General features: G+C 71.3%; 11 protein-coding genes. 8 read left to right on the forward strand and 3 right to left on the reverse strand.

Annotation, left to right across the window (positions count from 1 at the left end; translation table 11 throughout):
* Positions 1 to 105 precede the first annotated feature (105 nt).
* The 3 genes from IEZ31_RS22680 to IEZ31_RS22690 all read left to right on the forward strand — a co-directional run bounded on the left by IEZ31_RS22680 (position 106) and on the right by IEZ31_RS22690 (position 4,782).
* Positions 106 to 1,191 carry a C45 family autoproteolytic acyltransferase/hydrolase gene (locus tag IEZ31_RS22680; RefSeq protein ID WP_190251950.1) on the forward strand — a complete coding sequence of 362 codons (1,086 nt, stop codon included), beginning with the start codon at positions 106 to 108 and terminating at the stop codon, positions 1,189 to 1,191.
* A gap of 276 nt (positions 1,192 to 1,467) precedes the next feature.
* Entirely contained in the window at positions 1,468 to 3,393 is a 1,926-nt protein-coding gene (locus IEZ31_RS22685) for a DUF1800 domain-containing protein (RefSeq protein ID WP_190251951.1), read from the forward strand.
* 9 nt (positions 3,394 to 3,402) lie between these two features.
* The gene (locus tag IEZ31_RS22690; RefSeq protein WP_190251952.1) at positions 3,403 to 4,782 is read left to right on the forward strand and encodes a DUF1501 domain-containing protein; all 1,380 of its coding nucleotides are present in this window, start codon (positions 3,403 to 3,405) and stop codon (positions 4,780 to 4,782) included.
* 743 nt (positions 4,783 to 5,525) lie between these two features.
* Here the strand turns inward: IEZ31_RS22690 and acs are convergent.
* On the reverse strand, positions 5,526 to 7,490 hold the full coding sequence (gene acs, locus IEZ31_RS22695) for an acetate--CoA ligase (RefSeq protein ID WP_190251953.1): 1,965 nt from the start codon (positions 7,488 to 7,490) through the stop codon (positions 5,526 to 5,528).
* 149 nt (positions 7,491 to 7,639) lie between these two features.
* Here acs and IEZ31_RS22700 point away from each other — a divergent pair, with 149 nt between their 5' ends.
* Positions 7,640 to 8,383 (forward strand): oxidoreductase, encoded by a 744-nt coding sequence (locus IEZ31_RS22700; RefSeq protein WP_190251954.1) that lies wholly within the window; start codon positions 7,640 to 7,642, stop codon positions 8,381 to 8,383.
* A 28-nt stretch (positions 8,384 to 8,411) separates the two neighbouring features.
* Here IEZ31_RS22700 and IEZ31_RS22705 read toward each other — a convergent pair whose 3' ends face one another.
* Positions 8,412 to 8,717 carry a hypothetical protein gene (locus IEZ31_RS22705; protein WP_190251955.1) on the reverse strand — a complete coding sequence of 102 codons (306 nt, stop codon included), beginning with the start codon at positions 8,715 to 8,717 and terminating at the stop codon, positions 8,412 to 8,414.
* 334 nt (positions 8,718 to 9,051) lie between these two features.
* Positions 9,052 to 9,882 carry an HAD family hydrolase gene (locus IEZ31_RS22710; RefSeq protein WP_190251956.1) on the reverse strand — a complete coding sequence of 277 codons (831 nt, stop codon included), beginning with the start codon at positions 9,880 to 9,882 and terminating at the stop codon, positions 9,052 to 9,054.
* A 692-nt stretch (positions 9,883 to 10,574) separates the two neighbouring features.
* On the opposite strand from IEZ31_RS22710, the gene ssd reads away from it, so the two are divergent.
* From ssd to IEZ31_RS22730, 4 genes are read left to right on the forward strand one after another with little or no spacing between them, the layout of a single operon-like run.
* The gene (ssd, locus tag IEZ31_RS22715; RefSeq protein WP_190251957.1) at positions 10,575 to 11,642 is read left to right on the forward strand and encodes a septum site-determining protein Ssd; all 1,068 of its coding nucleotides are present in this window, start codon (positions 10,575 to 10,577) and stop codon (positions 11,640 to 11,642) included.
* Positions 11,639 to 12,679 (forward strand): TadA family conjugal transfer-associated ATPase, encoded by a 1,041-nt coding sequence (locus IEZ31_RS22720; RefSeq protein WP_373294664.1) that lies wholly within the window; start codon positions 11,639 to 11,641, stop codon positions 12,677 to 12,679. Before ssd ends, IEZ31_RS22720 begins: the two co-directional genes overlap by 4 nt.
* Entirely contained in the window at positions 12,676 to 13,344 is a 669-nt protein-coding gene (locus tag IEZ31_RS22725; protein WP_190251959.1) for a type II secretion system F family protein, read from the forward strand. Before IEZ31_RS22720 ends, IEZ31_RS22725 begins: the two co-directional genes overlap by 4 nt.
* Entirely contained in the window at positions 13,341 to 13,952 is a 612-nt protein-coding gene (locus IEZ31_RS22730; protein WP_190251960.1) for a type II secretion system F family protein, read from the forward strand. Before IEZ31_RS22725 ends, IEZ31_RS22730 begins: the two co-directional genes overlap by 4 nt.
* Positions 13,953 to 13,980: the final 28 nt, after the last annotated feature.

The following is a 13,980-nucleotide window of genomic DNA, read 5'->3' on the forward strand; positions in this document are numbered from 1 at the left end:
TCGCTCAGCGTAGGGCCTGTTCAGCGAAAATCTTGCCAGGTGAGTGGCTGTGACGCGCGTCTTCGAGGGTCGCGGGCAGGGCGGCGTCACGCTTAGCGTGCTCGTATGAGCCTGCCGTTGCCGCTGGTCGTCGTCGAGGGCACGCCGGGTGAGTGTGGCGTTGCCTACGGTAGGGCCGCCGCCGACCTCATCGGGTTGAACACGGCGAGCTATCTGGAGCGATTCGCGTCGTTCGCCGGTCTCGATCGCGCCACGGTACGGCGGTACGGCGCGCTCTTCCGCGAGGCGTCCCACCAGCACGCGCCGCGGGTCGCGGAGATGCTCGACGGCGTGGCCGAGGGCGCGGACGTCGACGTGAACGAGATCTACGCGCTCAACGGGCGGTCGGAGCTCATGTACGCCGGGACGGAGTGCACCGCGATCGGCGTGCTCGACACGCGCAGCGTCACCGGTCACGCGCTCCTCGCCCAGAACTGGGACTGGCATCCGGCGCAACGCCCGTACAGCATCCTGCTCGCCACCCGCGACGAGCGCGGCTCGCGGGTGCTCGCGCTGACTGAGGCCGGGATGCTGGCCAAGGCCGGGCTCAACGACGCCGGCCTCGGCGTGTGCGTGAACCTCCTCGGCTCGTCGCGCGACCGGCGCTCCGGCGGCGTGCCGTACCACGTGCTGCTCCGGGCCGTGCTGGAGGCGCGCCTGCTGGGCGAGGCGATCAAGGTCGCGTGCGCGACGCCGCGCTGTTCGAGCATCAACCTGCTGATCGGTCAGGCATTCGCGCCGGGTGTACCGAGTGAGGTGCTGGACCTCGAGGTGGTGCCCGGTGACGTCGGGGTGCTGCACCCGGTCGACGGCGTGATCACGCACGCCAACCACCTCGAGGCGACGTTGCCGGTCTTCGACGTCGTGCGCGGCCTCGGCGGCTCGACGTTCTACCGCGGTGCCCGGGCGCGCCGGCTGCTCGGCGCCGGGCTGCTGGACGAGAAGCAGGTGCAGGCGGTGCTGGCCGACCACGGCGGTTATCCGCAGTCGATCTGCCGGCACGACATCGACGCTCCTAGCGATGCTGAGCGGACGGAGTCGCTGTTCGGGGTGCTGCTCGACCTCGACGAGCGACGGATGACGATCACGCCCGGCCCGCCCTGTCAGGCGGACGCATCCCATGACATCCGACTTGCCGGACTTTTCACTTGATTTCCGCCTTTTGTCAGCCTCGGGCGCCCTTGTGTTACTCCTTAAATGTGTCTGTGCTGATCTCGCGTTTTTGATCTCCGATTTCGCGCATTTCCGCAGCTCAGCCGTGGATGCACAGGCAGGTTCGCATGTTGCCCGCCTCGGTGCGTCTTAAGTCCTGGTCAGAGCGCTTCAGGCGTGGGTTGTCCCTGGTCGGACCGGCAACTAGCTTCCCCAATCGACGCACGTGAGCCCCCACCTCGTCGGAATCGGGAATGCTAGATGAACGAGCGAGACGTGCCCAGAAGGCGCGGTGACTACGACTCGTACCGCGACTCGTATTACGAGTCCGGCTACGAGGACCAGACCGGTTACATGCGCGCCGACCGTGGCGGCTCGGGCCCGCACTTCTACGACCCGGGTTCCGTGTCCCGGGGCCGCGGCCCGCTGCCCGACATCGACGACGACGCCGACTACGACGAGCCGTCGAACTGGCGCCGCCGCACGGCGATGATCGCCATCGGGGGCGGCGCGGCCGCCCTGATCGGCGGCGGCGCGTACGCCGTCACCCAGTTCTTCGGCGAGGGCACCCGCACCGAACCCGCCGACGCCGAGGTCCCCGTCGACACCGCCGCCCCCGCCTACGTCGACCAGAACCAGAGCCTGATGAACGGCCAGGCCGGTCTCGGCGTCCGCAAGAACACCCCGACCACCGGTACCACGTTCGGCACCCCGGCCGACGCCGCCAAGAACGCCGTCGTGGTCGGCAACACGGTGCTGCCGAAGAAGGACCCGGTCCGCCACCTCGCCAGCCGGCTCACCTTCGGGCCGAACACGAAGACCATCAACGACATCAACAAGCTCGGGATCAATGGCTGGATCGCCAAGCAGCTGAAGCCGGAGACGATCCCGCTGACCCGCGGCGAGCAGAAGGCCGACGCCGAGCTGGTCACCTGGAACATGACCTACGAGCAGCTCAAGGCGCAGCAGGGCGACCTGGACAAGAAGGGCATCAAGGCCGACAACCAGAACGTCCAGTACGCCATCGCCAAGCAACTGTTCTCCGACCGCCAGCTGTTCGAGATGATGGTCGACTTCTTCGGCGACTATCTGCACGTCTCGGCGTTCCACGACGGCAACGAGCTGGTGCGGGCGGCCTTCGAGCGGGACGTGATCCGCAAGCACGCGCTCGGCAACTACGTCGACATGTTCATCGCGGCCAACAGCCACCCGGCGTTGCTGCGGTACCTCGACCAGCAGGCGTCGACCAAGGACCAGATCAACGAGAACCTGGCCCGCGAGAACCTCGAGCTCTACACCGTCGGCGCGTTCAACGGCTACAACGAGACCGACGTCCGGCAGGCCGCCATGCTGCAGACGGGCCGGAGCATCCGCGACGGCAAGTACGTGTACCGGCCGGAGCAGCACTACGTCGGCCCGGTGAAGATCATGGGCTTCTCGCACGCGAACCCGACCGCGGAGGGCGGCGAGGCGGTGCAGGAGGCGTACTTCCGGTACATCGCGCTGCACCCGAACACTGCGCGGTACATGGCGCAGAACCTCGCGACCCGGTTCGTCTCGGACACGCCGCCGAAGACGCTGGTCGACGCCATGGCGAAGACCTACATCGACAAGAAGAGCAACATCCCGGCCGTGCTCATGACGATGCTGACGCGCACCGAGTTCTGGGCCTCGGTCGGGCAGAAGGTCCGCCGCCCCGGCGAGTACCTCACCGCCACCTACCGGGCGCTGGAGATCAACCCGGAGGCGCCGGCCGGCTTCACGTCGCCCAACACGAACGTGAGCCCGATGGTGCAGGGCCTCGCCGACGTCATGCGGAAGCTGGAGGAGTACGGGCACGCGCCGATGGAGCTGCCGACCCCCAACGGCTACCCCGACGTGTACGTCGCGTGGACCTCGGCCGGAACCATGGTCAACCAGTGGAACGACGCCTACAACGCCGTCGTCGGCGGCCGCAAGCAGTTCACCTGGCAGAAGCCGGAGACGCTGATCGCCGCCCCGCCGGCGACCGCGGGCGCGTACCTCGATGCGCTGAGCAAGAAGCTCATCAACGTCACGCTCGATACCGCCCGCAAGACCGCGATCCTGAAGATCGCCGGCCCGAACGTCACGGCCGGCACGCCGGTCGACGCGACGTTCAACGGCGCGATCGCCGCGGTCGTGCGCGCCCTGTTCGCCACTCCCCACCACCACCTCCGGTAGGCGCAGACCATGGAGAAGAACGTGCACCGTTCCCTGCATCCCGAGTGCCCTGACCTGCTCCGCCTGGGGCCGAACCGGTTCGAGGCGGCGCTGCGGGCCGAGGCCGTCGCGGTCAAGGAGGAGCAGAAGGCCGTTCGCGACCAGTACCTCGAGCTCTCCCGCCAGGAGGACGAGCAGGAAGAGGGCAAGGGCGTGACCCGCCGGCGGTTCTTCGTCGGCGCGGCGGCGACCACGACGGCGCTGGCGACCAGCCAGTTCATCACCACGCAGGCGTCGTTCGCGGCCACCCCGACCGGCACCCTGATCCACGTCTTCCTCTACGGCGGCGCCGACGGCCTGTCGCTGTTCGCGCCCATGAACGACGCGGTGCTGCAGCGCGTCCGCCCGTCGTTCACGCTGGCGGAGAACACCTCGATCCCGCTGGAGCGCGGCTTCGGCCTCAACGAGTCGTTCGCGCCGCTGAAGAAGTACCTCGACGCCGGGCAGCTCGCGTTCGTCCCCGCGGTGAGCGACCGGCGGCTCGACCGCAGCCACTTCGCGGCCACGGACATCTGCCAGCTCGGTGGCCTCCCCGCCGAGACGGGCGGCATGGGCTGGCTGACGAACCTGGCCGACAAGCTGGGCGCCGGCACGGCGTTCCGCGCGATCGGCATCGGCTCCACGCTGCCCCGCTCCCTGGTCGGCGGCGGCGGCGCCCTGGCCCTGTCGAACGTCGGCGCCCTGAACGTCAACGGCGACGGCAAGTTCAAGCAGCCGACGGTCGACGCCATCAAGACCCTCTTCACGGGCGTCAACCACCCGATCGAGAGCCCGGTCCGCGCCGGCATCGACGCGCTCACGCTGGCCCAGAAGCTGGCCCAGGAGGGCTACACGCCGGCCAACGGCGTCCGCTACACGGGCGTCGGCAACGCGTTCAAGGAGCTGGCCCAGCTGATCAAGGGCGGCGCCAACGTCCGCATCGCCACGGTCGGCATGGGCGGCTGGGACACCCACGAGGGCCAGGGCACCCGCGGCGGCTACGTGGCCCGCCACTTCGGCGAGCTGGCGTCGGGCATGGCATCGTTCTTCGACGACCTGGGCCCGGACCTGTCGTCGAACGTGACCATCATGGTGTCGAGCGAGTTCGGCCGCCGCGTGGCGGAGAACGGCAGCGGCACCGACCACGGCCACGGCGGCGGCGTGATCATCCTGTCGGGCAAGAAACTCGCCGGCAAGGTGATCGGCACCTGGAACGGCACCGGCACCCTGGTCAACGGCGACCTGCCCGAGATGAACAACATGTTCAGCGTGTTCGGCTCGGTGGCCCAGGGCCGCTTCGGCCTGACGAACGCCGAGGTGGGCCAGATTTTCCCCAGGCAGACCTACACCCCGCTGAAGATCTACGCGTAGCTCCACCTACGCGTCCAGAGGGCGGCCCCGGTCCCGGGGGCCGCCCTCGCTACTTTGGATGCCCCCTCGCCGCGCTCCCATGATCGTGGGAACCATCTGGTCGCCCCCAACACAAGTTGACCGTGGAGGCTGCCCTGGCGACAAAACCTTCCGCGGTCAACTCCACGCCACGGTCAACTCGACGACCGACTCCACCACGCGGCGCGCGGACGCCGCGGTCACCCAGCCGCCTCGTGCAGCGGTAGGGTGCGGTCCGATTACTCACCGTCAGGGGCGTGCGGGTGACGGTGGGTGGCCGCGGGGCGCGTGAGGGGCGACACGCAAGAGGGACATCGACTCGGGCCCTGGTCGAGTTGACCTTGGTAACTTACGGTCGCCGGGACGACGAAAAGCCACCAAGGTCAACTTCGAACCCGCACCGCGGCCGCCAGGCCGCGGGTCCCCAGGACGACGGAACGCCATCAAGGTCAAGTTTGGGTGCGCACCGCGGCCGCCGCGGGCGTCGGTGCGCGGCCGGCAGGCCGCGGGTCCTCGGGACGCTGGAACGTCACCAAGGTCAACTTTGGGTGCGCACCGCGGCTGGGCGCGGGCGTCGGGCGCGGCCGGCAGGACGCGGGTCCTTGGGGCGACGGCGATGGCAGCGTGCGTGAGGGCGCGACGGATGTCGCGCCCTCACGAGCGGTGTCTGGCGGGAGCGACGGTCGTGCCTTCTACGGGCCCGAGTCATCGCTCCCTTGGGGGTTCTAGTCCTCCGACTTGCCGGACTGGAGGCCCGACGCGATCAGGTCCATGACCGTGGAGTCCTGGAGGGTGGTGACGTCGCCCAGGCTGCGGTTCTCGGCCACGTCGCGGAGGAGGCGGCGCATGATCTTGCCGGAGCGGGTCTTGGGGAGCTCGGCGACGAGCATGATCTGGCGGGGCTTGGCGATCGGGCCGAGGGTCTTGGCCACGTGGTTGCGCAGCTCCTGGATCAGGGCCTCGCCCGCGTCGCCGTCGGTCTCGACGCCGCCGCGCGGGATGGTGAAGGCGACGATGGCCTGACCCGTGGTCGGGTCGGTGGCGCCCACGACCGCGGCCTCGGCGACCTTCGGGTGGCTGACCAGGGCGGACTCCACCTCCGTCGTGGAGATGTTGTGGCCCGAGACGAGCATGACGTCGTCGACGCGGCCCAGGAGCCAGAGGTCGCCGTCGGCGTCCTTCTTGGCGCCGTCGCCGGCGAAATACATGTCCTGGAAGCGGGACCAGTAGGTCTCCTTGAAGCGCGCGTCGTCGCCCCAGATGGTGCGGAGCATCGACGGCCACGGCTCGCGCAGGACCAGGTAGCCACCGCCGCCGTTGGGGACCGCCTGGCCCTGGTCGTCGACCACGTCGGCCGAGATGCCCGGGAGGGGGCGCATGGCGCTGCCGGGCTTGGTGGCGGTGACGCCGGGGAGCGGGGAGATCATGATGGCGCCGGTCTCGGTCTGCCACCAGGTGTCGACCACGGGGCAGCGGTCGCCGCCGATGTGTTCGCGATACCACATCCAGGCCTCGGGGTTGATCGGCTCGCCGACGGAGCCGAGGAGGCGCAGGGACGACAGGTCGAACTGCTTCGGGATGTCGTCGCCCCACTTCATGAACGTGCGGATCGCGGTGGGCGCGGTGTAGAGGATCGTGATCTTGTACTTCTGGATGAGCTCCCAGAACCGGCCGCGGTGCGGGGTGTCGGGAGTCCCCTCATACATGACCTGGGTCGCGCCGTTGGACATCGGGCCGTAGACGATGTAGCTGTGGCCGGTGACCCAGCCGATGTCGGCGGTGCACCAGTAGACGTCGCTGTCGGGCTTGAGGTCGAAGACGGCGTGGTGCGTGAAGCTGGCCTGCGTCAGATAGCCACCGGTGGTGTGCAGGATGCCCTTGGGCTTCGCCGTGGTGCCCGACGTGTAGAGGATGAACAGCGGGTGCTCGGCGTCGAACGACTCGGCGGTGTGCTCGGCCGACGCGGTCTCGACGACGTCGTGCCACCACAGGTCGCGACCGTCGGTCCACTCGACGTCCTGGCCGGTGCGGCGCACGACGAGGACCTTCTCGACGCTGGGCGTGCGGGCGACGGCCTCGTCGACGATCACCTTGAGGCCGCTGGGCTTGCCGCGGCGGAAGCCGCCGTCGGCGGTGATGACGACCTTGGCGCTCGCGTCGTCGATGCGGCCGCTGAGGGCGTCGGCCGAGAAGCCGCCGAAGACGACGCTGTGCGTGGCGCCGATGCGAGCGCAGGCCAGCATGGCCACGGCCGCCTCGGGGATCATCGGCAGGTAGATCGCCACGCGGTCGCCCGCGACGACGCCGAGGCCGGTCAGCGCGTTGGCGGCCTGGCAGACCGAGCGGTGCAGGTCGGCGTAGGTGATCGTGCGGGTGTCGCCCGGCTCGCCCTCCCAGTGGATGGCGACCTTGTCGCCGCGGCCGGCCTCGATGTGCCGGTCGAGGCAGTTGTAGGCCACGTTGAGCTGGCCGCCCACGAACCATTTCGCGAACGGCGGGTTGGACCAGTCCAGCGCCTGGTCCCACTCCTTGGCCCAGCTCAGCCGTCGCGCCTGCTTCTCCCAGAAGGCGACGCGGTCCTGCCTTGCCTCGGCATACGCATCCTCCGTCAGGTTGGCGGCGGCGGCGAACTCGGCAGGCGGCGGGAACTGCCGTGTCTCGTTGAGAAGGTTTTCCAAGGTCTCGCTCATCGGTGATGGCTCCTCGAGGTGGTCCAGGTCTCGCAAGCAGGCTAGTTCGGGGGTGTGACAAGAAGCGAGGCTTCTGCGCTGAGCGGCTGCTGTGAAGCGCCGGGTTTCTCTAAACCTTGTTTACATTAGCGGCACGATACCGTCTGGTGGTGCCGACAGACCCGCTTGCCCCGCTGCTCGACCTCGCCGACGTGGCGCCCGCCTTCGACCAGGCCCGGGCCGCGGTCGACGCCGCCATGCGCAACCGTGCGCTGCGCCGGTCGGGCGGGCCCGTGGCCGCCGAGGTCGCGCTGCGCACCTCGGTCGCCAGCGCCGCGCTCGACACGCACGGGTTCGACCTGGAGGGCGTCCGGGCCGGCGTGGTCACCGACCCGGTGGTGCACGGCGCGCTGCGCGCCACCGCCGCCCTCGACGGGCTGACGGCCACCTGGGGGCGAGCCCCCCGGCAGGTGCTGGCCAAGCTGCACACGCTCGTCGCTCGGGACGTGGTGCCGGCCGCCGACCTGGGCCGTCCGGTGGACCCGCAGGCGGTGCCGCGGCTCGACGCGCTGGCGGCGCTGATCACGGGCGGCACGGACGTTCCCGTGCTGCTGCAGGCGGCGGTGGTCCACGCGGAGCTGCTGGCCCTGAAGTCCTTCGCGGGGCCGAATGGGGTCGTGGCCCGGGCCGCGGGACGGCTGGTCCTGATCGCCGGCGGGCTGGACCCGCGGGGGCTGCTCGCCATGGACGTGGGGCACCGCAGCCGGGAGCCGGAGTACGTGGGGTCGGCCAACGCATACGCGACGGGCACGCCGGACGGGGTGCGGTCCTGGCTGCGCCACTACGCGGCGGCGGTCGAGCGGGCGGCGGAGGAGCTGACCGAGATCTGCGAGACGGCCGCGGACCGGGGGTAGTGCTACCGCGGCCGCCTCGCAGGCCGGACTAGGCGTTCTGCTGCGCCTTCGACTGCCGGATCGTCTGGATCAGCAGCAGGATCGGGGCGATGAAGGCGTAGAAGAAGATCTGCACCGTGCCGCCGTCGAAGATGAAGAGCAGGTAGAACGCGTACCCGAGGAACCCGACGCCGAACAGGCCGTTGAGGATCCGCAGGCCGGTCGAGACCTTCAGGAACGGCTGCACGGCCAGGACCAGCAGGAACGCCCCACTGATGCCGAGTGCCGCGATGTAGCCGAAGAACATGCCGTCGCTCATCTCGGACACGGCGAGCACGTCTGTCGCGGTGATCATGGAACTTGCCTCCGGGGTGGAGAAAAGGGGGTATGGCCGCGACAGCCTAGAACCTTTCCCCAGCTCCGTGTGTCCCTCCGAGGCCCGCACACAGTGAACGGCGCCTCATGCTCCAGGAGGCGCCGTCACACACGTCCGGCCGGGTTACCAAGCGTGCACTCAATATCCGTTCGCAGCGGTCCTTGCGAAGCCGCTGCAACGCGCCATCCGCGGCTGATCGCTCGTGGGTGCCCGGCGGCCGTGCACGAGATCCTCTCGTGACCCCGCACTTCCTTTTCTACGCCGCCCGCTCCATGAGCGGAACCCCTGACCAGGAGATTGTGACTGGTGGGGCCTACGTGGCCGGCGCGGCGGCGAGCCGCGCGCGGCGCTGCCTGCTGCGGCTCCACATCGCGAGGCCGATCGCCAGCGCGGCGCCGATGCCGATCGCGGCGGCCGCCACCGGCACGGCCGGGCGGTCGCGCAGCCGCTTGCTCAGCGGGATCGGGTGGCGGAACTCCAGCATCGGCCAGCCGCGCTCCACGGCGATCTTGCGCAGCCCGCGGTCGGGGTTCACCGCGGTCGGGTGCCCGACCAGGCTGAGCAGGCCGGCGTCGGTCACCGAGTCGGAATACGCGAAGCAGGTGGACAGGTCGTAGTCCCGCTCGGTGGCCAACTCCTTGACGGCGACCACCTTGTTGGGCCCGGCGGCGTAGAAGTCGATCTCGCCCGTGTAGCGGCCGTCCTCTCCGACGTTCATCCGGGTCGCGATGACGTCGGAGATGCCGAGCAGCTCGCCGATAGGTCGGACCATCTCGTCGCCGGAGGTCGACACCAGCACGATGTCGCGGCCGGCCGAGCGGTGCTCGGCGATCAGGGCCGCCGCCTCGGCGTAGACATACGGGTTGATGAGCTCGTCGAGCGTCTCGCGGACGATCTGGCGCACCTGCTCGGCCCGCCAGCCCTTGACCAGCGCGGCCAGGTAGTCCCTGGTCTTGGTCATGGTCTGCTCGTCGGAGCCGCCGCCGACCCGGAAGATCAGCTGGGCGTAGGCACCCTTGATGACGTCGCGGCGGCTGATCAGCCCGTCGCGGTAGAACGGTCGACCGAAGGCCAAGGCGCTTGACTTGGCGATCACCGTTTTGTCCAGGTCGAAAAACGCGGCGCTACGCCCCACGGCGGGCAAGTGTAGCGTTGCATGGCATGCTGTGGCGGCCGGACTTGCCGGAGCCCGTTGCGGATCACGCTCGGCTCGCGTGCGCTCACGCATGCGCTACCCTCAACTGAAATATTGATTGGTGTTCCGGGCGTGTTGCGAGCCCGTCCTACTCGACGTATGTGGGTCGACTCAGGCATGCTTATGTTTGCGACGAGGTTTCATGTCCGCAGACATCGACCCGTTATTGACCCTCGGCGGTTGCACCCCCCGTGACCGCTGAGTGGGTTCGGCTCGACCCCCCCGGAGCCGAACCCCCGGCGACCCCCGTCACCCCCCGGCGGGGGTCGTCCCCTCTGTACCGTCAGATGCCACTTCGGCGCAGGTCCGAGCATTTCTGCCATATGGCAATCCGGATTATGGCAGCCCGCTTTCGGCGACTTACGGGTATTGACGAACGATGCTTTGTTGAGCGCTCACGAAATTTCCACATTGGCCGGTTTCGGGCCGTCCTCCGCGCGCTCCGGAGCGCTCCCGGCCGACGACCACGGCCCGCAACCGTCCTCTCGACGCATCGGCGTCGGACGTCGGACGGCTGGGCCAAGATTTTTTTCGGGGACCTGGCGCCTGCTTTGTCCAATTGACAGGGGTTTGTACGGCCGGACATAGCAGATCGGCACCGGGCGAACCGGGTTGTCCACAACCGGACCCTTATCCACAGAATGCGGGCCGCGGCCCGGAAACGGGGGCGCCGGCGCGGCCAGAGTGTCCGGGTGCATCGACCACTGCTCGTCACCGACGACCATGAGCTGCTCGACGACGTGCTCGGCATCGCCGCCGAGCTCCCGCTCGACCTCGACGTGGAGACCGGCCCGGAGCGGGCCCGCGGCCGGTTCGCCTCGGCGCCCATCGTCCTGATCGGCGACGCCGTCGCCCCCGCCTGCGTGCGCGCGGGCCTGCCCCGCCGCGCCGGGGTCCTGCTGCTGACCCGAGGGCACGTCGCCGACCGGGTCCGGGTCCTCGCCGAGGCCGTGGGCGCCGACCACATCGTCCCGATCCCCGACGGTGCCGGCCTGCTGCTCGACCGCCTCGCCGGACTGGTCGACGCCCAGCGCGGGCGCATCCTCGCCGTCCTCGGCGGGCGCGGCGGCGCCGGGGCCAGCATCCTGGCGGCCGGGCTCGCGGTCACGGCCGGCGACGCCGGCCTGCGCTCGCTGCTCGTCGACGCCGATCCGCTCGGCGGCGGCGTCGACCTGGCCCTGGGCTGGGACGACGTGAGCGGCCTCCGGCTCGGCGACGGGCTGCCCGGCCGCGGCGCGGTCGGCGTGCTGTCCTGCGACCGGGCCGCGCCCGGCACCGGCCTGACCAGCGACGCGATGGTCGCCGCGCTCGACATCGGCAGCCGCGCCCGCGACCTGGTGGTCGCCGACCTGCCCCGGCGCCTCGACGACGCCGCGGTGCTCGCGCTGCGGGCCGCCGACCGGGTGCTGCTGGTCGTGCCGGCCGAGCTGCGCGCCTGCGTCGCCGCCTCGCGGGTGGCGGCGACCGTCGCCCCGCACACCGACGCCCTGCAGCTGGTCGTCCGGCACCCCGCCCCGGGCGGGCTGCGCACCCGCCAGATCGCCCAGTCCCTCGGCCTGCCGGTGGCGGGCACCCTGCGGGCCGAGCCCGACCTGCCCCGGCGCCTCGAGCTCGGCGACCCGCCGACGGGCACCGGCCGCGGCCCGCTCGCCGCCCTGTGCCGCCGCATCCTCGACGACCTCGGCCTGGCGACGGGGGTGGCGGCGTGAACGAGGCACTCGTGGCGCTGCTCGACGACCCGGCGGTCACCGACGTCCTGGTCAACTGCGGAGAGGTCTGGGTCGACCGGGGCGCCGGCCTGCGCCGGGTCAACGGGCTGCTCGGTGACGCGGCCGAGATGCGCCGGCTCGCGCAGCAGCTGGCGTCCAGCGCCGGGCGGCGGCTCGACGACGCCAGCCCGTTCGTCGACGGGCGGCTGCCCGACGGGACGCGGCTGCACGCGGTGCTGCCGCCGATCGCGCGCACCGGGCCGCACGTCTCGCTGCGCACGTTCCGGCGGCGGGCGTTCACCCTCGACGACCTGGTCAACCACGGCAGCATCGACCCCGGCGGGGCGACCGTGCTCGCGGCGATCGTCGCGGCCCGCCTGCCGTACCTGGTGACCGGCGGCACCGGCACGGGCAAGACGACCGTGCTGTCCACGCTGCTCTCGCTCGTGCCGGCGGCCGAGCGGCTGGTCATCGTCGAGGACGCCGCCGAGCTGGCCCCGGTGCACCCGCACGTGGTGTCGCTGCAGGCCCGCGCGGCCAACGTCGAGGGCGCCGGCGAGATCTCGCTGCGCGAGCTGGTCCGCCAGGCGCTGCGGATGCGGCCCGACCGGCTGGTCGTCGGCGAGTGCCGCGGCGCCGAGATCGTCGACCTGCTCGGCGCGCTCAACACCGGGCACGAGGGCGGCGCGGCGACCCTGCACGCCAACTCGCCGGCCGACGTGCCGGCCCGGCTGGAGGCGCTCGGGCTGCTCGGGTCGGTGCCCCGGGCCGCGCTGCACGCGCTCGTCGGCGCGGCGCTGCGGGCCGTCGTCCACCTGCGGCGGGCGGCGGACGGCTCGCGCGAGATCGCCGAGATCTGCGTGCTCGACTGCCATCCCGAGCAGCGCACGACCGTCGTGCTGACGGCGTGGCGACGGGCGAGCGGGCGGGTCGAGCCGGGCGGCGGGCTGCTCGACGAGCTGCTCGCCGAGCGTGGGCAGGAGCCGCCGCAGCCGTCGGGTCGGTGGCGGTACGTGCCGGGGAAGGGCTGGCGATGACGGCCCGGCTCCGGGGGATCGTGCTGCGGCACCCGTTCGCCGTGCTCGCCGCGCTGTCGCCGGTCGTGGCCGCGCTGCTGCTGCGCTTCGGGCCGGTCGCGGGGTTCGCGGTCGCGATGTACCTGTCGATGACCGTCTGGATCGTCCGGCGGCTCGTGGCCCGGGACGCGGTGAAGGACACGGTCACCGCGCTCGTCGACGCGATCGAGGCGACCGTTGGCGACCTGCGGGCCGGCATCACCCCCGACGGCCAGGGGCTGACGATCCGGGTCCAGCGGGTGCTGGCGGCCTCGGCGACGCCGTCGGCGCCGGCGGTGCGGGCCGCCACGCTCCGGCTGGAGTCCGCACGGAGGGTCAGCGAGTACCTCGGGACGCCGCTCATCGACCTGCTGGAGCGGGTCGAGGCCGACCTGCGGGCGGCGCAGGCGCTGCGGCAGTCCGCCGACGTGCAGACGTCGGCGGCCTATGCCTCGGCCTTCGTGCTGATGGTGCTGCCGGCCGCCGGGCTGTTCTGCGCGGTCGCCATGGGCGTCGACCCGATCGACCGGCTGCTCCACACGCGGCTGGGCGCCGCGTGCACGGTGCTCGCGGTGACGCTGCAGAGCGCCGGGCTGTTCGTGACGTTCCGGATGGTCGACTTCCTGTCCCGCGAGGCCTGGCGATGAGCCCGTGGCTGCGATGGGTGGCCGCGATCCTGGGCGGGGTCCTGATGGGGGCGGCGCTCGGCGGCGGACGGGGTGGGATCGCCGCGGGGGTCGTGACGGCGGTCGTCTGCTGGCTGCTGCTGCGCAAGGCCGAGCCGCCGCGGGTCCGGCGGGCGCGGGCCGCGGCGCGGGCCGACCTGCCGTTCGCCGCCGACCTGCTGGCCGCCGCGCTGCACGCGGGAGCGGCGCCCGACCGGGCCGCGTATGCCGTCGGCCGGGCGCTGGGCGCCGCGTCCGTCGGGGGCCGGCTGGTGACCATCGGCCGGGCGCTGCGGGGCGGGACGCCGCCGGTCGACGCCTGGGGGCAGCTCGGCGAGATCCCCGGCGGGGGCCGCCTCGCGCGGGCCGCCACCCGCAGCGCGGAGCACGGCACCGCTCTGGCGCAGACGTTCGAGAAGCAGGCGGCCGACCTGCGCCGGGACCGCTCCGCCTTCCTGGAGGCGCGGGTGCGCAAGGCGTCGGTCTACGCGGTCCTGCCGGTCGGCGTGTGCTTCCTGCCCGCATTCGTGCTGGTCGGTGTCGTACCCGTGGTCGCCGCCCTGCTGGGCGAGGTGTTCGCCGCCCTCTGAGCCTGCATCCAGTTCCGTCAGTCGCAAC

It is taken from the genome of Dactylosporangium sucinum (assembly GCF_014647515.1).
Taxonomy (GTDB): domain Bacteria; phylum Actinomycetota; class Actinomycetes; order Mycobacteriales; family Micromonosporaceae; genus Dactylosporangium; species Dactylosporangium sucinum.